This window comes from Nostoc sp., assembly GCF_036917515.1.
GTDB lineage: Bacteria > Cyanobacteriota > Cyanobacteriia > Cyanobacteriales > Nostocaceae > Nostoc.
The window spans coordinates 1-19,314 of record NZ_JBALDE010000111.1 but is presented as its reverse complement, the minus strand read 5'-3'; the positions used below and the strand labels follow the sequence as shown (position 1 = coordinate 19,314).

At 42.1% G+C, this 19,314-nt stretch carries 11 protein-coding genes; 4 read left to right on the top strand and 7 right to left on the bottom strand.

All coding sequences use genetic code 11. The features are described from left to right. On the top strand, positions 1–307 hold a 307-nt coding region (locus tag V7K89_RS14265; protein ID WP_442941661.1), incomplete at its 5' end, for a response regulator. Positions 308–321: 14 nt separating this feature from the next. Here the strand turns inward: V7K89_RS14265 and V7K89_RS14260 are convergent. From V7K89_RS14260 to V7K89_RS14235, 6 genes are all read right to left on the bottom strand, one after another. Beyond that, positions 322–1,029 carry a Uma2 family endonuclease gene (locus V7K89_RS14260; RefSeq protein ID WP_335188092.1) on the bottom strand — a complete coding sequence of 236 codons (708 nt, stop codon included), beginning with the start codon at positions 1,027–1,029 and terminating at the stop codon, positions 322–324. 54 nt (positions 1,030–1,083) lie between these two features. Further along, positions 1,084–1,977, bottom strand: a complete 894-nt coding sequence (locus tag V7K89_RS14255) for an ABC transporter permease (RefSeq protein ID WP_335188093.1) — start codon at positions 1,975–1,977, stop codon at positions 1,084–1,086. Between the two features lie 77 nt (positions 1,978–2,054). Continuing rightward, positions 2,055–3,140, bottom strand: a complete 1,086-nt coding sequence (locus tag V7K89_RS14250) for a polyamine ABC transporter substrate-binding protein (RefSeq protein ID WP_335188091.1) — start codon at positions 3,138–3,140, stop codon at positions 2,055–2,057. Positions 3,141–3,351: 211 nt separating this feature from the next. Continuing rightward, positions 3,352–5,928: a polynucleotide kinase-phosphatase gene (locus V7K89_RS14245; RefSeq protein WP_335188090.1), complete on the bottom strand. Its 2,577-nt coding sequence runs from the start codon at positions 5,926–5,928 to the stop codon at positions 3,352–3,354. Continuing rightward, positions 5,928–6,722: a HEAT repeat domain-containing protein gene (locus V7K89_RS14240; protein ID WP_335188089.1), complete on the bottom strand. Its 795-nt coding sequence runs from the start codon at positions 6,720–6,722 to the stop codon at positions 5,928–5,930. Before V7K89_RS14240 ends, V7K89_RS14245 begins: the two co-directional genes overlap by 1 nt. Beyond that, positions 6,719–8,101 (bottom strand): 3' terminal RNA ribose 2'-O-methyltransferase Hen1, encoded by a 1,383-nt coding sequence (locus V7K89_RS14235; protein ID WP_335188087.1) that lies wholly within the window; start codon positions 8,099–8,101, stop codon positions 6,719–6,721. The genes V7K89_RS14240 and V7K89_RS14235 overlap by 4 nt, the downstream gene beginning before the upstream one ends. A gap of 189 nt (positions 8,102–8,290) precedes the next feature. Between V7K89_RS14235 and V7K89_RS14230 the strand changes: the two genes are divergently transcribed. Next, entirely contained in the window at positions 8,291–14,407 is a 6,117-nt protein-coding gene (locus tag V7K89_RS14230) for an AAA family ATPase (RefSeq protein ID WP_335188085.1), read from the top strand. A gap of 11 nt (positions 14,408–14,418) precedes the next feature. On the opposite strand, the gene V7K89_RS14225 is transcribed toward V7K89_RS14230, so the two are convergent. Continuing rightward, a complete protein-coding gene (locus tag V7K89_RS14225) occupies positions 14,419–15,546 on the bottom strand; it encodes an ABC transporter ATP-binding protein (RefSeq protein ID WP_335188083.1) in 1,128 nt (375 codons plus the stop codon). 301 nt (positions 15,547–15,847) lie between these two features. Here V7K89_RS14225 and mrdA (V7K89_RS14220) point away from each other — a divergent pair, with 301 nt between their 5' ends. Both mrdA (V7K89_RS14220) and mrdA (V7K89_RS14215) read left to right on the top strand, forming a co-directional pair. Then, entirely contained in the window at positions 15,848–17,695 is a 1,848-nt protein-coding gene (mrdA, locus tag V7K89_RS14220) for a penicillin-binding protein 2 (RefSeq protein WP_335188081.1), read from the top strand. A gap of 47 nt (positions 17,696–17,742) precedes the next feature. Next, complete coding sequence (gene mrdA / locus V7K89_RS14215; RefSeq protein ID WP_335188079.1) at positions 17,743–19,284, top strand: penicillin-binding protein 2; 1,542 nt, start codon at positions 17,743–17,745, stop codon at positions 19,282–19,284. Positions 19,285–19,314: the final 30 nt, after the last annotated feature.

The window sequence follows — 19,314 nt, the reverse complement described above, 5'->3', positions numbered from 1 at the left end:
GCAAATTAACCAAACCAATTATTGCATCTATTGCCCGAAGGCAATATATTTTAGAGGCACTATCTGTAGCCAGCTTTTAGAGAATTGGTATAATTTCCGCCAATACACGAATTTAGCAAAAATACCTGTAGTGATTCTTACTTCTCGCAGCACTGAAAAACATCGCCAGCTTGCTAAAGAATTGGGTGCAAAAGCTTACTTAACTAAACCTTTTTTAGAACATGAGTTGATCTCTAAAATTCAAGAGTTAATGAATAGTAATGCAGATGATTTAGAACATTTAGTTATGGTGAAAAATAATTCGTAATTTGTAATTACGAATCACGAATTACCAGGTAAATTATTTGGATCTACACCTAGAGAACGCAAATACTGCGCTAATTGTTCAGCCCGCGAACGCTCTTGTTGTGCCTGTTCTGCATCTGTCAAATAGCGGTTTCCTAGCTCATCATACCAACATAAAAACTCCTGTTGTATGCCGCCAATTACAGCTTGGTGTCGTCCAATACCTAACCCTACCTCTGGCATCAAATAGGGTTCACCTATTTGTAGTTGGTAGTTTTCATCGATCAACTTATATACTTCAAAGGGTTGATGTTGGTCGCGTCGCCAAAACTCAGGGTTATAAATTACGTAGTACAATACACCGAGTTTTCTATATATATCTAGCTTTTCGTCGTATTCACCTCCTGGAGTATGGGATACCATTTCTAATGTGAATATTGGAACTATCCCATTTTCTTCCCAAACCGCATAACTTTTGCGTGATTTTCCACCCCTTCTGCGTTCTACTCCCACACTTAAAAAAGCATCTGGCACTACAGGTACTCTAGGATTTACTCCTGTGGTGTGATACACTGCCATATCTACTCCGAAGTACCAATCCATGCGATTTGCCCAAATGGAGTTAAGTAAGAAGAGTAAAATATTGGGCAAAAAGTTTTGGTCTTCGTTATCCACTGGTGTATCGTCTGAACAGGGAAGTTCATCGGTAGTTGGTAACGCATTTTTGAGATCGGGTGAGAGCATAACCGTTGTCTCGCTGGCGTTTGATGCCCTTATTATAAATGAGTGACGAAAAGTTTAGCGCTTGGGTGTAGCTTCACCAAACTTAATCAAAAGTGCGATCGCAATACTAACAAGCAAAATTAACGTCATACTCAAGGCTGAACCAAATCCCCAATTTTGCGTTGCTCCAAGAAACTGGTTATAAACTAACCGCGCCGCCGTCATACTAGAAGCACCACCGAGTAATTCTGGATCGACAAAATCCCCCAAGCCTGTGATGAATACAAGCATGGAAGCAGCCGCAATTCCCGGAAAAATTTGCGGTATGGTTACTTGGCAAAAAGTTTCTACCGAATTTGCACCTAAATCAGCTGCTGCTTCTAGCAACCGCTTGTCTAGCTTTTCAAGAGAAGCATATAAAATCAAAACCATATAGGGTAACAAACTGTAACTCATGCCAATCAATACAGCTTGACTATTGTTAAGTAATTCCCAAGTAGGCAAGCCTAAATTGCTAAGTAAACTGTTCAATAAACCAGTAGGACGAAGAATTGTAATCCAAGCATAAGAACGGAGTAACGAAGAAGTCCACAAAGGTAGAACAAAGCCTAATAGCAGCAAATTTCGCCAACGCTGTGGTGCTATCTGAGCAATCCAATAGGCGACGGGGAAGCCCAAAATTAAACAAATTATCGTAGTACCAAACGCAAAAAATAGCGATCGCCCAATTACTTGCACGTAAAGGGAGTCAAATATTCGGATGTAGTTTTTGAATCCGTTGGGATTGACTAAATCTCCCGGTCGGATGTCTGCAACCAAACTTAACTCGAAAATTATCAAAGTTGGTAGCACCAACAAAAGTAATAACCAAATCCCAGATGGTGCAAGCAATACTAAAGGTTGGAGCCAATTTCTGACGGGGTGCTGCAATTGTTCTATTTTGGAAATCTCATTTTTTTGAAAATTCATCATTTATAACTTTACAAATTTTATACTTTTAATTTTTGATTTTGGATTGAGTTAAAAATCTCAAATCTAAAATTTATTTAACTGCTAGTTAATTGAGTCCAATAGCGATCATAAACCTCTTCAAATTCTCCTACAGGTCTAACACGTTCACAATTTTTTAACAGGGACTCTGGCGGAAACAAATTAGCGTTGTTTTGGATTGTTTTTGGCAATTGCTCAAATCCGGCGTTATTCGGCGTAGAAATATTCAGGCGTTGAGTGAGTTGGGCTGCTATTTCTGGTTGTAAAATCATGTTAATCCAAGCATAAGCTCCAGCTTGGTTGGGGGCTGTTTTAGGAATTACAATAGTGTCTGTCCATAATGAAGAACCACTGCGAGGAATCACATATTTGAGTTTAGGATTTTCTTGAGATATTTTCACTGCATCTGCTGAATAACACATTGCCAGTAGTAAATCTCCTGCCAGGATTTGATTTTGCCAAGCGTCAGTGTCAAAACGGGCGATCGCAGGTTTTAGCAGCTTCAATTTTTCATAAGCTTGTTTGATTTCTTGTTCATTTTTTGAGTTGTAAGAATAACCGAGCATTCGTAAGGTTGCACCCATAACTTCTCGAACATCATTGAGCAAGGTCATCCGCTGATTAAGTTGCTCTTGATTTTGCCAAATAAAATCCCAATTTTGGGGTATATCTTTGATTTTTTCGGAATTGTAAAGTAAACCTGTTGTCCCCCAGTTAAAAGGGATACTGTAGCGGTTATTGGGGTCATAACTAGGATTTTGAAACCGGGGAAATAAATTCTCTAGACCGATTAAGCGATCGTGATTTATTTCTGTTAACAAACCTTTATCTACCATCTTCTGCACCATATAATCAGATGGGTTGATGATGCTGTAAGTGCCACCCCCTCCAGCTTGCAATTTAGCCAGCATCACATCATTGGAATCATATACATCTGCTAGCACTTTCATGCCAGTTTGGGCGCTAAAAGTTTTCAATAATTGGTTGTCAGTATATTGCGTCCAGGTAAAGATATAAAGTTGGTCACGCTGACCATTCGTATTAGAATTAGCACGTACTTCAGCCAGCCTCCAGCCACAACCACCTAAAGATAAGCTAGAAAGTGCTGCCACACCTTTTAAAAATTGGCGTCTGTTAGTCATTAAGCTAATAGTTAATTATCTTTTGTATTGTTGTCGATTGACTCTAAATATGCCTTTAATTGGATTGTCCATAGGTAGTTTAAAGATTAACTTAAGTGTATCTATCTGTGCAACTGTTAATAAGACTTAGACAAAAAGTAGCCGTAAGGAGGAATCATACAAATGTCTAATTGGCAAAACTTGATTTTCTTTAACTCTAAACCTTCAAAATTTAAAGTCGTGGATCGATGGGTTCGCTTTCCAATGCCAGAATACCGAAAACACATTCATGCACGCGGCGCAGAGGGGTTAGGGCAACAAATCGCTCTAATGCCTCAACCCCTAAAGCAAACTCGCGCATAGCCAGAGAACGTTTGTGAGATAACCCACGTTGGCGCAGACGTTGCAGATTCTTTGGGGTTGAATATTCAGGGCCATAGATAATCCGCAGATATTCTTGTCCGCGACATTTCACCGCAGGCTGAACAATGCTGCGATTACCTCGAACGATAAAGTCCATAGGCTTGACAACCATACCTTCACCCCCGACTTTGGTAAGTTTTTCCCACCAAAAAACCCCCTCTGCTTGACTGCTAGGGTCAGTCAAATCTATTACTTTATAGGCAGTAGCTAGGAGCAAGGCAGGGTCTTGTTGGCAGATTCTGGCAATTTGCTCTATATGCCAGCGATGGTCTTTATCGATATGGACGGCTTTTTCTGTTGCCAGGATATGAAAAGGGGCTAACCTTAATCCAGAAATATCAGTGACAGACCAGCAGTATTGGCGGTAGGCACTGACGTACTGATGTGCCATATCTGCACGTTGTTGGTAATGATTGAGTTGGGTGTTAATATCTACGCCGCGATCGCTTGCTTGTTGTAAACAGCTAACAGCATCATTAAGAGCAAGGCATGATGCCACGCCAACAGGTGCATACTGTTCTCGTAGTAATCCCTGTGCTTTGGCTGACCACGGCATCAATTCACAGTCTAAACACACCCAGTCGGTTTGAAATTCTGACCAAAACCCGCTCTGGGAGAGGGCAAGATTCACCTGCGCCAAAAATTCTGTCTCTAATGCTAAATCATCGAAAAACCTCCGTCCCGTGCGCGTATAGCAGATACCAATTCCCTCATTTACTACACCAAATCGTTTCTCGGCAGCTGCTAAATCTCGGCAAATAATCACAACCGCCCGCGAACCCATGTGTTTTTCTTCGCATACGACTTGTGTAACTCCCGCATTTTGGTAGTAGGCAAAAGCTTCGGCTGGATGTTCCAAAAATCCTGGCAATAAAGATGTTCCCACGGGGGACATCGTGGGGGGTAAATAAATCAGCCATTTGGGATTGGTGGCAAAACGGCTCATCACTTCTAAAGCGGCGCTCGCATTTTCTTCCCGAATGGTAATGTTGGACTGAAGTCGGGTGTTAACGATCCGCTTACCCACAACGTCCTCAATGTACAAAACATCATCCAATTCCTGTTGGGATGTGCGTGTTGTGGTGTTTTGTACCAAAGGTTTCACAGGTTCGCAGTAGACGCGGGCAGCAGAAATGCTTACCAGTTCCTTTTCTGGATAACGGAGGGCGGTGAGTTTGCCGCCAAAGACGCAGCCTGTATCTATATCAATAGTGTTATTCAACCATTCTGCTTCTGGCACAGGGGTATGTCCGTAGACCACCATCGCTTCACCGCGATACTCTCCTGCCCAGTTGTAGCGGACGGGTAAGCCAAATTCATCAATCTCGCCAGTGCTTTCGCCATAAAGAGCAAATTCGCGCACAGCACCAGACCCCCGACCTTGCATTTCCTGTTTCATCCCAGCGTGAGCCACTACTAACCGCCCATCATCTAAGAGGTAATGACTGATTAAGGAATCGAGAAACTTTTGCAGTTCTTTAGTGAAAGGTTCGCGCACCTCATCGGGTAAAGCCTCAATCTCAGTCAAGGTTTGCTCTAACCCATGATTAACTCGGATATTTTTACCGCGTAGTTTCCGCAATAGTTTGTTTTCATGATTACCAGGAACGCAGAGAGCCGTACCTGCATCAACCATGTTTCGCACTAGTTTAACTGTATCTAAGATGCGCGTCCCTCGGTCTACTAAATCGCCGAGAAAGACAGCTTTGCGTCCTTCAGGATGGTAGTAGGTTGGGTAGTCCCAAGAAGAAGCAGGGGGAGATGAGGAGATTTGGTAGCCTAGTTGTTGAAGTAATGCTTCAAGTTCATCACAACAGCCGTGAATATCCCCAATAATGTCAAAGGGGCCATGTTCGTGTTTAAGGTTGTTCCATAAAGGCTGGCGCTCAATTTCGACAGATGCAATTTCTTCTAAAGATTTGAGAGTGTAGACATAACGAAAACCTTCCTTTTCTAAACCCCGCAGAGAACGCCGCAACATTTGGGTATGACGACGCACTACATGGGGACCAAATTGGCGATCGCTTCTTTGTTGATTACGTTCGTGGCATAATTCTTCTGGGAGGTCGAGGACGATGGCGATCGCAAAGCAGTAATACTGCCGTGCCATTTGCAATAAGGGTTTGCGGTCTTCCATCTGCACGTTGGTAGCATCAATTACTGTCAGTTTACCTGCTGAGAGCCGCTTGTCAGCAATGAAGCGCAGCACCTCAAAGGCATCTTTAGTAGCAGACTGGCTATTTTCCTCATTTGACACCAATCCCCGACAAAAGTCGGAAGACAGTACCTCAAAAGGTTGAAAGTGCTTATAGGCAAAGGTCGATTTACCGGAACCAGAAGCACCGATGAGGACAATTAAGGATAGTTCAGGAATAGTCAGCTTCATTAAGTTTGCTCCTGGCAATTATTTATAGCTCTTTCTAGTAAGTTATTATTTTTAGTCCACCACTGTTTTAATTGCATCAAAGCTGGATAAAGTCTTGAATCGGCGAATTCTTCTGCTGCTTCAACAGCAAGTACACCAACATAGTCAGACAATAATTCTTCTATCAATCGAGTTAATATTCGTGAGTCTTTTCTTTTGGCTAAACCAACTAATGCTTCTCCAGAAATTTCATAGTTTTCATCTGTATTTTCATTAATAAAACGCTGATAAAGTGCTTCTCGAATAGCTGTTGTATCAGTTTCAATTTGCGAACCTAATCCAAAAGTTGCCCAATTTCGCACATCTCCATCCCGATCTGAAGACAATTCAATGAGAGTGCTGATTGCTAATTCATCTTCACATCCCAGAAGACCAAAGACAACTCCATAACGCACAGATGGGCTGGGGTGGCTTTTCAGTCGAATTAATGAAGCGATCGCTCTAGGATCGTGTAGATGTCCTAGTGCAATTCCAATTGAGTTGAGGACATCAGTATTTTGCTCACATTCTAGCAATCTGATTAAAATCGTTAAAGACTCATTAGGAAAAGTCCGATCAGGTATCCCAAGCTGACCTAATATATCAGCACCTAATTGTCTTTCCCGTGGGTTTTGACTGTTGCACAACTTTGACGCAGCTGCAAAAACTTCCTGATTGCCGCGAAAGTGCAAAATTCTAACTACATCGTCATTTTCTTCTTTTAGAGCCAGTTCTATCAGTTCTGGGGTCGGCCGAGGGTCACTTTGCCAGCTCATCTTCTAAACACCCCCATTTGTGTAGGTGAACCGACTTCTGGATCTTCCGTCCCTATAGGTTGAAATTCCACAGTGTAGCCAAAGCCTTCTGCTATTTGGTTTGCCCAGCTTTGAAACTGTGATCGCGTCCATTCAAAGCGGTGGTCTTGATGTCGCAGTTTTCCCGCTGGGAGGTTCTCAAATTTGATATTGTATTCAATATTGGGCGTTGTCACCACCACTGTTTTAGGTTGGGCAAACTGAAACAAAACTCGCTCAAACGCTCCCAGTCGCGGCAAATCAAGATGTTCAATCACCTCAATTACCGTCGCCGCATCATAGCCACTAAAGCGTTTATCCTGGTAAGTGAGTGCGCCTTGAATCAGTTGTACGCGTTCCCACTGATTGCGCGTTAGGCGCAGACGGTCTAATCGTTCTTGTGCAACTTCTAGCGCCCTATAGGAAACATCGACACCTGTAATCTTTTCAAAAAAGCCGTCTAGTAGAAGTATTTTCAGCAGATTGCCTTGACCGCAACCTAAATCAATCACCTGTTTTGCATTGCTTTGTTTCAGAGCCGCAATCACAGCATCCAAGCGCTGCTGATTCAGACTAATCGGCTTTTCTACCGCCGCCTCTTCTTTAGCATGACTTTCTTCAACGCTATCGAGATCGGCATTGTTTTCTTCTACTAGTTGAGCTAAGGCTAGACGAGTTAAACGTTGCTGTCGTTTCAGGTAACGCCTGGTAATTTGTTCTCGTGCTGGATGGGTAGTTAACCAGCCTTCACCATGCCGTAGTAACTTTTCGATTTCTTCATCGCCTACCCAGTAATGCTTATCGTCATCCAACACCGGAATTAGGACGTAGAGATGACTTAATAAATCACTTAAAGGTAAGGTGTGCTGAAGTTCAATGGTAAAGTATTTGCTCTGACCCCAATCAGGGAATTTCTCATCTAAAATATGACCTTCGGCACTGACACTATAGCCCAACGGCTCAAACAATTGCCGCAGAAACTCTTCACCATCGCGACAAGGTAAAACCGATAGTTTTGCTACCAAAGGAATAGGCGTTTGCGCTAATTCTGGTAAGTCTTTGCAGCGACCTCCTAAAGCCGTGCTAAACACCTGAGCGATCGCTACACTCAAAAAAGAAGAAGCAACATAAGGGCGATCGCTTACATACTGTTCTAGCCTTGCACCGCGTCCCCGCACTAACTTCACAGGATCGACATCCAACAACAACGCTGCCGTACATCGCTCTATACTAGCTTCTGGGTAGAAGATGTGCGCCTTTCCAAAACTTAGGGCAAAGGACTGACAACGGTCTGGATGTTTATGCAACAAATAGCCTAACTCTGTGGCTGGGGAGTGTGTCGTTGTGATTGTCAGCAGCATTTATTCACTTGTAAAAAGGTTTAGGGTAAAAAAATAATTAATGAATATCAAGGATAACTCGGATTTCTCACAAGTGAGAGATCCGGGCTTAGTACCAATGACTAATGATTAAATTTTTGCTCTTGTTTATAAACAACTTCACTATATATCTGGGAACACTATATCTAGAAGTCTTAAAGATTTAGCAGTATGGTTAGTACGATAGTCAATATTCCCGGATATAAAGTAACCGAAGAACTCTACAACGGTTCTAGAACTCTGGTTTATCGAGGGTACCGAGAGACTGACTTATTACCTGTAGTGATTAAACTGCTGAAAAATCCTTATCCGAGTTTCAGCGAACTCTTGTCGTTTCGGAATCAGTACACCATCGCTAAAAATCTCAACTCACCTCTAATCATCCAAACCTATAGCCTAGAACCGTATCAAAATGGTTATGCGTTGGTAATGGAAGATTTTGGGGGGATTTCTCTCAAGGATTGGGGATTAGGGAGTGGGGAGTGGAAAGTTGGGCAAAACCTAGAATCCTTGATGGAGTTTTTAGAAATAGCGATCGCACTGTGCAACACCTTAGATATATTGTATCGCGATCGCATTATTCATAAAGATATCAAACCCGCCAATGTTTTAATTAATCCAGAAACCAAACAAGTTAAATTAATTGACTTCAGTATTGCATCCCTACTACCACGAGAAACTCAAACACTGATGAATCCCAATGTCTTGGAAGGAACACTTGGTTATATTTCTCCCGAACAAACAGGAAGAATGAATCGGGGGATTGACTACCGGACTGACTTTTATTCTTTAGGTGTCACTTTTTATGAACTACTTACGGGTAAGTTACCGTTCTATTCAAACGACCCGATGGAGTTGGTACATTGTCATCTAGCAAAACTTCCACCATCCCTTCGGGAAGTTAAAAGTCAAAAGTCAAAAATTAAAAGTGAAGAGATTCCGCAAGTGTTGTCAGATATTGTAATGAAATTGATAGCAAAAAATGCTGAAGACCGCTATCAGAGTGCATTGGGACTGAAATTTGATTTAGAAATTTGTTTATCTCAACTCCAAGAAACTGGTGAAATTAAGCATTTCCCAATTGCTCAACGGGATCTATGCGATCGCTTTATTATTCCTGATAAACTTTATGGACGAGAAACAGAAGTAGAAACTCTACTGCAAGCATTTGAGCGCGTTAGTACAGGTGCGACAGAAATGATGTTGGTAGCTGGTTTTTCAGGTATTGGTAAAACCGTTGTAGTTAACGAAGTTCATAAACCAATCGTCAAAAAACGCGGTTATTTTATCAAAGGGAAATATGACCAATTTCAACGAAATATTCCCTTTAGTGCTTTTGTGCAAGCCTTCCGCGATTTAATGGGGCAATTATTAACAGAAAGCGATGCTCAAATCCAGCAATTTAAAACCAAGATTTTAGCGGCTGTAGGTGATAATGGACAGGTAATTATTGAAGTCATCCCCGAATTAGAAAGAATTATTGGTCAACAACCACCTGCTACAGAATTATCAGGAACTGCCGCCCAAAATCGGTTTAATTTATTATTTCAAAAATTTACCCAAGTCTTTACCAGCGAAAAACACCCATTAGTGATGTTTTTAGATGATTTGCAATGGGCAGATTCAGCATCGTTGATGTTAATCCAGTCATTAGTTGCTGATACAAAACATCTTTTCTTAATTGGTGCTTATCGTGATAACGAAGTCAATTCAGCACATCCATTAATGTTGACTTTGAATGATATCCAAAAAACAGCAGCCGCAATTAATACGATTACTTTAGCACCTCTAAGTCAATTGCAAGTGAATGAATTAGTTGCTGACACACTAAAATGTACAAAAGATTTAGCATTACCTGTTTCTGAATTGGTATTTCAGAAAACTCAAGGTAATCCGTTTTTTGCTATACAGTTTCTCAAGGCATTACATCAAGATGGATTAATTGAATTCACCCCCCCAACCCCCCCTTACCAAGGGGAGCCAGTGCGTTGCAGTGAGGGGGTCGCAGTCTTCTCCCAAGGAGAGACGCTAAGAGCGATGGCGGTTCCCGTCGATTGCGTTAGCGAAGCGTTAGCGACGTTAGGAGCGTCACCCCCGAACCCGAAGGGGGGTCTCCCCCGTTGTAGCACCTGGCGTGGGGCTACGGGGGGGTGGCAATGTGATATCACCAAAATAAATCAGCAAGCGGTGATAGATGATGTTGTTAAGTTCATGGTATTTCAATTACAAAGACTACCTAAATCAACTCAAAATGTATTGCAGCTAGCCGCTTGTATTGGCAATCAATTTGATTTAGCAACTTTGGCGATTGTTTGGGAGTCATCAGAAATTGAAACAGCTGCTAGTTTGTGGAAAGCTTTACAAGAAGGGTTGATTTTACCAATTAGTGATGTTTATAAATTTTATCAAGATTCTTCATTGGTCATTGGTCATACCCTGCGGGAAGGCGTTCGCGTAGCGTCTCGTAGAGAAGCGCCTATGTCATTAGAAGAGAGCGAACTAATCACAAAGGATAAAGGACAAAAGACAGCTTGTTATAAATTTTTACATGACAGAGTACAACAAGCTGCCTATTCTCTAATTCCTGATAACCAGAAACAAGCAACTCATCTAAAAATTGGTCAATTACTTCTACAAAATTCCTCTCAAATAGAACAAGAAGAAAAACTATTTGATATTGTCGGGCATTTGAATTTAGGGCAAGAGTTGATCGCCCAATCAAACGAGCGAGAAGCTTTGGCTCGACTTAACTTAGCAGCAGGAGGTAAAGCCAAAAATTCTACTGCATACAGTGCAGCTAGAGCCTATTTACAAACTGGGATTGAGCTACTCACAGTCAACTGCTGGCAAGATCAATATGAATTGACCCTGAGTCTCTATGTTGCCGCCACCGAAGCCGCCTACTTAAATGCTGACTTTGATAGTATGGAACAGATAGCGGTACAGGTGTTGCAATCAGCCCAGACGATTTTAGACAAAGTTAAAATTTACGAAATTCAAATTGCTGCCGAGACTGCCCAGAGCAGACTATTAGAAGCGATCGCAGTCGGCAGAGATGCCTTAAAACAATTGGCAGTTGAGCTACCCATAGAGCCAAATAATGCTGAGATTGCTAAAGCTTTACAAGTCCTTGCTAGTCAACTTGCAGGCAAACGGATTGAGGAACTAGCTGACTTACCAGTGATGACCTATCCCCAAGCACAGGCAGCCATGCAACTATTAGGAATGTTGTTTGCACCCGTTTTCCAGGGAATGCCGGGTTTATTGCCCCTAATTAGCTCCACAATGGTCAGCCTATCGCTTCAGTTTGGGAATACGCCTGCCTCCACGGTGGGGTATGGGCTGCACGGAATGGTGCTGTGTGCATTTTTGGGAGAGGTCGAAGGGGGCTACGATTTTGGGCAATTGGCATTGAATTTGCTAGATCGGTTTAATGCGCGGGAATTCAAATCCACAATTTCCATGTTGTTTGGTGGCTTTATTCAGCATCACCGAGAAGCGCTCTCGGCAACGATACCGTTGCTGAAAGCTGGTTTTACCTCTGGTATGGAAACTGGCGATTTTTTACACGCTGGCTATAACGTATGTTGTTACAGCTATGCGGTTTTTTGGAGTGGCTCTGAACTTAGCAATTTGGAATTAGATATAACAAGTTACAACGCCGCCTTAACTCAGGCGAAGCAACATTCTGCCCAGACTTATGTAAGTATTATGCGGCAGGCAGCACAGAACTTCAGAGAAACCTGCATTCAGCCCGATTGTTTAAGCGGCAGTATCTACGATGAAACGGTGATGATTCCCAAACATCGTCAGGCTAATGAACTCACGGTGATGGCTGAGTTGTATATCTACAAAATGTTGCTTGCCTATTCTTTCGGTGATTACAAAGCTGCGATCGCCTATATTGACGAAGGGGAGAAGTATTTACTTGCGGTATCAGGATTGATTTTTATTCCGATTTCCCATTTCTATGCAGCCTTGACGTACCTAGCCCTATTTTCCACCCAGCCAGAAATTGAACTTTCTGTAATTCTCGCCCAGGTAGAAATCCATCAAACCACTCTGCACCAATGGGCGCAAAATGCTCCCACAAATCATCTGCATAAATGGCATTTAGTTGAGGCTGAGAAACAACGAGTGTTGGGCAATAAAGCAGAAGCCCTTGAAAATTATGATCGCGCCATAACTCTAGCCAAAGCCAACGGCTACATCCAAGATGAAGCACTTGGCAATGAACTAGTAGCCAAATTTTATCTCGATTGGGGTAAAGAAAAAGTTGCCCAAACATATATGCAAGAAGCATACTACTGCTACGCTCGTTGGGGCGCAAAAGCTAAAATAGAAAACCTAGAAAAACGCTATCCCCAACTACTCCAATCCATTCTGCAACAGCAACGAATCAACCTCAACTCTCTAGAAACTATTAGCTTTCGTAGCACTTCTTCATCTACTCGCACTTCCACCACTGGCAGCACTAGTATTTCCGATACACTAGATTTTACCTCTGTCCTCAAAGCTGCTCAAGCTATCTCCAGTACTCTAGAATTAGATCAACTCATTGTCAGCTTGAGCCACATTATTCTAGAAAACTCTGGTGCGAAAAAAGCTGTACTAATTCTTCCCCAAGATGATATTTGGCAAGTTAGGGCAATTACCTTTATCAATCATGGAGCAAATTCCCAGATTAATATCCAAACTATTCTTGAATTACAATCAATCGACAATTGTCAAGATATTCCTGTAAAAGTTATTAATTACGTTAAAAATACTCAACAAACAGTTGTTATAGACAATTGCAAAACAGATATTATTGGGTTGATTGGGGAATATATGCACCGAACACAACCCGAAAGTGTATTATGTACCCCGATTATTAATCAAGGGCGTTTAGTAGGGATTCTTTATTTAGAAAATAAACTGACGCAAGGGGTATTTACTAGCGATCGCCTTTCTATTATAAATTTCCTCTGCACTCAAGCCGCGATTTCTTTGGAAAATGCCCAATTATATAATCATCTTCAAGAGCGAGGAAAGTTCCTAAGCAGTATTTATGAAGGTGTTGGCTGTCTAATCTTTGTGAGTGATATTCGAGATAATGGTAGGTTTGAGTACACAGGATGGAGTAAATCTTGCGAATTAGCAGTTGGTATACCTGCTTCCCAAGTGCTGGGTAAAACTCCGCAAGAAGTAATAGGTGCTGATGAAGGTGCAGCAATAGAGCAAAAATCTCTGCATTGTTTCCAAACCGGAATACCTCTCACCTATGAAGAATGTCTAACATTTAATCACCAGAAAACTTGGTGGTTAACCACACTCAGTCCATTAAAAGATGAGACAGGCAAAGTTTATCGCATAGTTGGGACGACTATTAACATTAGCGATCGCAAACAAGCTGAATCGGCAGTTACAGAAAAATCTCAAGCACTCGGAACAGCCTTAGAAGATTTACAACAAGCCCAATTACAAATTGTTCAAAATGAGAAAATGTCTGCACTGGGTAATTTAGTTGCTGGGGTAGCCCATGAAATGAATAATCCTTTAGGCTTTATTGCTGCAAGTCTCAAACAAGCTAAACCCACGATTGCTGATGTTGTGCAACACTTGAAACTTTATCAAGAAAGTTTACCTAATCCGGGTGCTGAAATTATCGATCATGCAGAAGAAATTGACTTAGATTATAGTTTAGAAGATTTACCCAAGATAATAGATTCAATGGTGATGGCGTGCGATCGCCTCAAAAATATCAGCACTAGTTTAAGAACTTTCTCCCGTGCTGATAAAGATTACAAAGTACCATTTCAAATTCATGAAGGAATTGAAAGTACGATTTTAATTCTTAAGCATCGCCTCAAAGCCAATGAGCAACGTCCAGCAATTGAAGTAATAACTGATTACGGTAATTTGCCCCAAGTTGAATGTTTTCCTGGACAATTAAACCAGGTATTTATGAATATCCTAGCTAATGCCATTGATGCCTTGGATGAGTCGAATACTGGGCGGAATTTTTCAGAAATCCAAGAAAATCCTCAGAAGATTACAATTCAAACTTCATTGAAAGATAATCAGGTTCAAATAACGATTACTGATAATGCAAATGGTATGAATGAAGCAGTCAAACGAAAGATATTTGACCATTTGTTTACGACAAAATCTGTGGGAAAAGGGACAGGATTAGGGTTGGCGATCGCCCGTCAAATTGTTGTGGAAAAACACGGGGGTTCAATACACTGCAACTCTTTCCCAGGAAAAGGTACAGAGTTTGTGATCGCAATTCCAGTGCAGCAATAAACAGTGCTTGACTATTGACTAATAGCTAAACAATCAGTTTCTGCCCACCAGGCGTAAATAGGTGTGTCACGGTCGGGTAAAGTACCAAAGGTATTAGGTTGCAACACATTAATCCTAGTGCCATTTGTTAATTCCACAACATAATTAACGTGTGTGCCCAAATACATAACGTTAACAAGCCGTCCTTCAAAGCAATTAACTGGCAAATTAGGTGAATACAGCGAAAGCTGTATTTTTTCTGGACGCACACTCACTACTACAGCTTGTGATAATTCAGTTGGTGTATCTTCAGCGCGGTTAATAATAATTGAGAATCCCATTTTTGTTGAGATTTTAATATTAGAGGAGTCTACCGCGACGATTTCACCACTGAATAAATTAGTATCACCAATAAAATCAGCAACAAAAGATGTACAGGGACGTTCGTAAATTTGGCTGGGAGTGCCAACTTGTTCAATTTTGCCTTGATTCATCACGGCAATGCGATCGCTCAAAGACAATGCTTCTTCTTGGTCGTGTGTCACCATCACAAAGGTTAACCCCAAGTCTTTGTGTAAGTTTGATAACTCAACCTGCATTTCTTTACGTAGTTTTAAATCTAACGCCCCTAAAGGTTCATCCAGTAGGACAACGGTGGGATGGTTGACTAAAGCCCTTGCTAAAGCTACTCGCTGCTGTTGACCACCAGAAAGTTGATTGGGAAAGCGCGATCGCAAACTTTCCATTTTCACGAGTTTTAAAGCTTGTTCGACTCTAGCTTCAATTTTCGATTTGGGTATTTTTTTTAACCGCAACCCAAAGGCGATGTTATTCCAGACATTCAGGTGGTTAAATAGAGCGTAACTTTGAAATACAGTATTGACGGGTCGGCGGTAAGCAGGCACATTAGTCATGGACTGACCCTGAATAAACACCTTACCAGCGTCAGCAATTTCAAACCCAGCAATTAAGCGTAGTGTTGTTGTTTTACCACAACCGGAGGGGCCTAAAATACTAAAAAATTCTCCTTGTCTGACATCCAAATTAATGCCATTTACTGCTGGTTCTTGGTTAAAAAACTTGAAGACGTTACGCAGTTCAACATCAAGTGGCTGAAAACTTGTTATCCCCCTCTGATTTTGCATGACAATTTGAGCCATAATCCTCAGTAGAATGCCGTGAGCTTACGTTATTTTGTCAATTGCTCTAGTCTTTTGGGCAGACTATATTTGACACTTTGGTTTATTGTATCCGCCAAAAACAATTGTTCAAGAATATACTCGCCCGATTATTTCATACTCAGTAACAAAATAAGGATATAGTAATTTTATATACTTAAAATACTATTTGTAGATTCTGTGATTAAGTTAACATACCTTAAAATTGTATATTAGCAATTGCTAAAAGGCTGGCTGGAATTGCGTTTATTCATTTTGAATTTTGAATTTTAAATTGATACTTATGTCTTTATTCCCATCACTTGGCAGCAAAAAAGATACACGTACAGTTGGACGTGGTTTCCAATCAATATTTTTAATCGTATTTACCCTATTAATGACTACTGGGATTGAGGCTCGTTTAGCCTACTTGCAAATAGTTGAAGGGCCAAAACTCCGGGAACGAGCCGAAGCAAACCGAATTCGGATGATTGCCAAACAACCAGAACGGGGCAATATTTTTGACCGGAATGGCAAACTTTTAGCCAGTACTCGTTATCCTAGCTCTGTATATTTGTGGCCAATGGCACATACTAAGCCTTCCTGGTCTGTAGTCGGCCCGCGTCTAGCGCAAATTCTCAACATTCCCCAAGATGAGATGGAAAAGAAATTAGAACAAGCAGGTGCTAATTCTTCTTCACTCATCCGGGTTGCTCGCGATCTAAATGAAGCAGAAATTACGGCGTTAAAGGAGTATAAAAATGAACTCCCAGAAGTGGAAATCAATACAGATTCTGTACGTTATTATCCCCACGGTAAGGAATTAGCGCACGTACTAGGTTATACGCGGGAATTGACTGCCGAGCAGTTAAAGGGCAAGAAGGAGGAAGGCTACCGACTGGGAGATGTAATCGGCCAGATGGGTGTGGAAAAGGCTTATGAGAAAACTCTACGGGGCGAATGGGGCGGTCAGCAGGTAGAAGTGGATGGTGCGGGTAGACCAATCCGGGTTATCGGAGAGAAACAGGCAAAAGCTGGTAATGATTTGCACCTAACTATAGATTTAGATGTGCAAAAGGCAGCCGAAAAAGCTTTGGGAAATCACCGAGGTGCGATCGCAGCACTCGATCCGAATAATGGTGCTGTCTTAGCGTTGGTATCTTACCCCACCTTTGACCCAAATATCTTTTCCAAACAAAAACTCTCTCAAAAAGATTGGGAAAGCGTGCAAGGTAAAGATCATCCCTTGGTTAATCGTGCCCTAAGTGCCTTTCCGCCCGCCAGTACTTTCAAAATTGTCACTACGACAGCTGGACTGGAATCAGGTGAATTTTCTCCTGACTCAATACTACAAACCTTTGGTTCTCTTACCGTGGGTGGGGTGACATTTGGTGAGTGGAACCACGCTGGATTTGGTCCATTAGGATTTCCGAGAGCGATCGCTATGAGTAGCGATACTTTCTTCTATCAAGTTGGCAGGAAAGTTGGCGGTCCAACTTTAATCAAATGGAGTCGCAAATACGGATTTGGTCAAAGAACTGGTATTGAATTTCGTGATGAAGAATCAATAGGCTTGGTTCCAGATGAAACATGGAAGCAGAAAGTTTTGAAAACGCCTTGGACTGTTGGTGACACCATTAATATGTCAATTGGTCAAGGCGCTTTGCAAGTGACACCTCTGCAATCGGCGATTATGTTTTCTGTTCCTGCTAATGGTGGGTATCGAGTTCAGCCACATTTGCTTAAAGATAACGAAGAAGCAAAAAGTTGGCGAGAATCTTTAAATATGAAGCCGACAACTATCAAAGTTCTCCGCGAGGGACTGCGGAAGGTGGTGAGTGAGGGTACTGGTAAGCGCTTGGACGTGCCGACAATTGCCCCAGCGTCCGGGAAGAGTGGCACTGCTGAAGCCGGTGTTGGTCGCCCAAATCATACATGGTTTGGTGCTTATGCGCCCAGTAATAAGCCAGAAATTGTGGTTGTGGCCTTTGGGGAAAATACTGGCGAACATGGCGGTACTATTTGTGGTCCGATGGTTTTACAAGTACTAGAAGCTTATTTTCAGCACAAATATTCAGGTAAGTATCAAAAACCTCAGCTTGACCCATCAGAAGCTAAGACTCAGAATTCAGGACATAGCACTGGAGACTAGTGTGCAAAGTTCAAGGATTATTAATTTTGAATTCGGAGCGAAGTGACATGACTTTATTGAAACCATCTCCATTTGGCGGACAAAAAAATACACGTACTGTTGGGCAGAGTTTCCAGCCGATATTTTTAATTGTATGTACTCTATTGATGGTGACGGGAATTAGCGTTCGTTTGGCATATTTGCAAATTACTGAAGGAGCAAGTCACCGAAAACGAGCCGAGTCAAATCGAATTCGGATGATTCCTAAGCAACCAGAACGAGGCAATATTTTTGACCGCAACGGCAAACTTTTAGCCAGTACTCGCTATCCTCGCTCTGTATATTTGTGGCCGATGGCACATACCAAGCCAGCGTGGTCATTAGTGGGAGCGCGTCTATCTCAAATTCTCGACGTTCCCCAAGAAGAGATGGAAAAGAAACTAGAAGAAGCAGGTGCTAACTCTTCTTCACTCATACGAATTGCTCGTGACTTGAACGAAGCACAAATCACAGCATTGAAGGAGTATCAAACTGAACTTAAAGACGTAGAAATTCATACAGAAGCCGTTCGTTACTACCCCCACGCCAAGGAATTAGCTCATGTATTAGGTTATATGCGAGAACTGACGGGTGGTCAGTTAAAAGAAAAGAAGCAGGAAGGCTACAGATTGGGTGATGTAATTGGTCAAATGGGAGTTGAAAAAGCTTATGAGAAAACTCTGCGGGGCGAATGGGGTGGTCAGCAAGTAGAAGTAGATGGTGCAGGTCGCCCGCTCCGGGTTTTGGGGGAGAAACAGGCAAAAGCTGGTAACGATTTGCACTTGACCATAGATTTAAATATGCAAAAGACAGCAGAAAAAGCTTTAGGCGATCGCGACGGTGCGATCGTTGCCCTTGACCCCAAGAACGGTGCGGTTTTAGCAATGGTATCTCACCCCACCTTTGACCCAAATATTTTCTCGAAGCAGAAACTCACCCAAAAAGATTGGGAATTTGTCCAAGGTGCCGATCATCCCTTGGTAAATCGCTCCCTCAGCGCCTTTCCACCCGCTAGCACCTTCAAAATTGTTACCACCACAGCCGGTCTAGAATCAGGTAAATTTTCTCCTAGTACAGTCCTGCAAACCTACGGTTCCTTAAGTTTTGGCGGCACCCGATTTGGTGAATGGAATCACGCCGGATTCGGGCCATTAGGTTTTGTCGGAGCATTACAGTGGAGTAGTGATACCTTCTTCTATCAAATTGGTCGTAAAGTCGGCGGCCCAACTTTAATTGAATGGACTCGCAAGTATGGATTTGGTAAAAAAACTGGCTTTGAGTTTGCCAACGAAGAAGCAAAAGGTTTAGTGCCAGATGAGGCATGGAAGCAGAAAGCTTGGAAGATACCTTGGACTGTAGGCGACAGCATTAATATGTCAATTGGTCAAGGTGCTTTACAAACTACACCTTTACAAGTTGCCATTATGTTTGCCGTGCCTGCTAATGGTGGCTACCGAGTCCAGCCGCATTTGCTTAAAGACAATGAAGAAGCAAAAAGCTGGCGAGAATCGAATGGCACTAAGAAAAACCGAAACACTTGTGGGTTAAGCAGTTTGCAATTGCTTGCGTAATTCGTGGCGGGGTTTGGTCATTAAGGGGTA

Bases quoted from the DNA above. Each gene is read 5' to 3' on its own strand.
- V7K89_RS14250 (WP_335188091.1), bottom strand. From the start codon at position 3,140: ATGACTAACAGACGCCAATTTTTAAAAGGTGTGGCAGCACTTTCTAGC.
- V7K89_RS14260 (WP_335188092.1), bottom strand. From the start codon at position 1,029: ATGCTCTCACCCGATCTCAAAAATGCGTTACCAACTACCGATGAACTT.
- mrdA (WP_335188081.1), top strand. From the start codon at position 15,848: ATGTCTTTATTCCCATCACTTGGCAGCAAAAAAGATACACGTACAGTT.
- V7K89_RS14235 (WP_335188087.1), bottom strand. From the start codon at position 8,101: ATGCTGCTGACAATCACAACGACACACTCCCCAGCCACAGAGTTAGGC.
- V7K89_RS14245 (WP_335188090.1), bottom strand. From the start codon at position 5,928: ATGAAGCTGACTATTCCTGAACTATCCTTAATTGTCCTCATCGGTGCT.
- V7K89_RS14225 (WP_335188083.1), bottom strand. From the start codon at position 15,546: ATGGCTCAAATTGTCATGCAAAATCAGAGGGGGATAACAAGTTTTCAG.
- V7K89_RS14240 (WP_335188089.1), bottom strand. From the start codon at position 6,722: ATGAGCTGGCAAAGTGACCCTCGGCCGACCCCAGAACTGATAGAACTG.
- V7K89_RS14255 (WP_335188093.1), bottom strand. From the start codon at position 1,977: ATGAATTTTCAAAAAAATGAGATTTCCAAAATAGAACAATTGCAGCAC.
- mrdA (WP_335188079.1), top strand. From the start codon at position 17,743: ATGACTTTATTGAAACCATCTCCATTTGGCGGACAAAAAAATACACGT.
- V7K89_RS14230 (WP_335188085.1), top strand. From the start codon at position 8,291: ATGGTTAGTACGATAGTCAATATTCCCGGATATAAAGTAACCGAAGAA.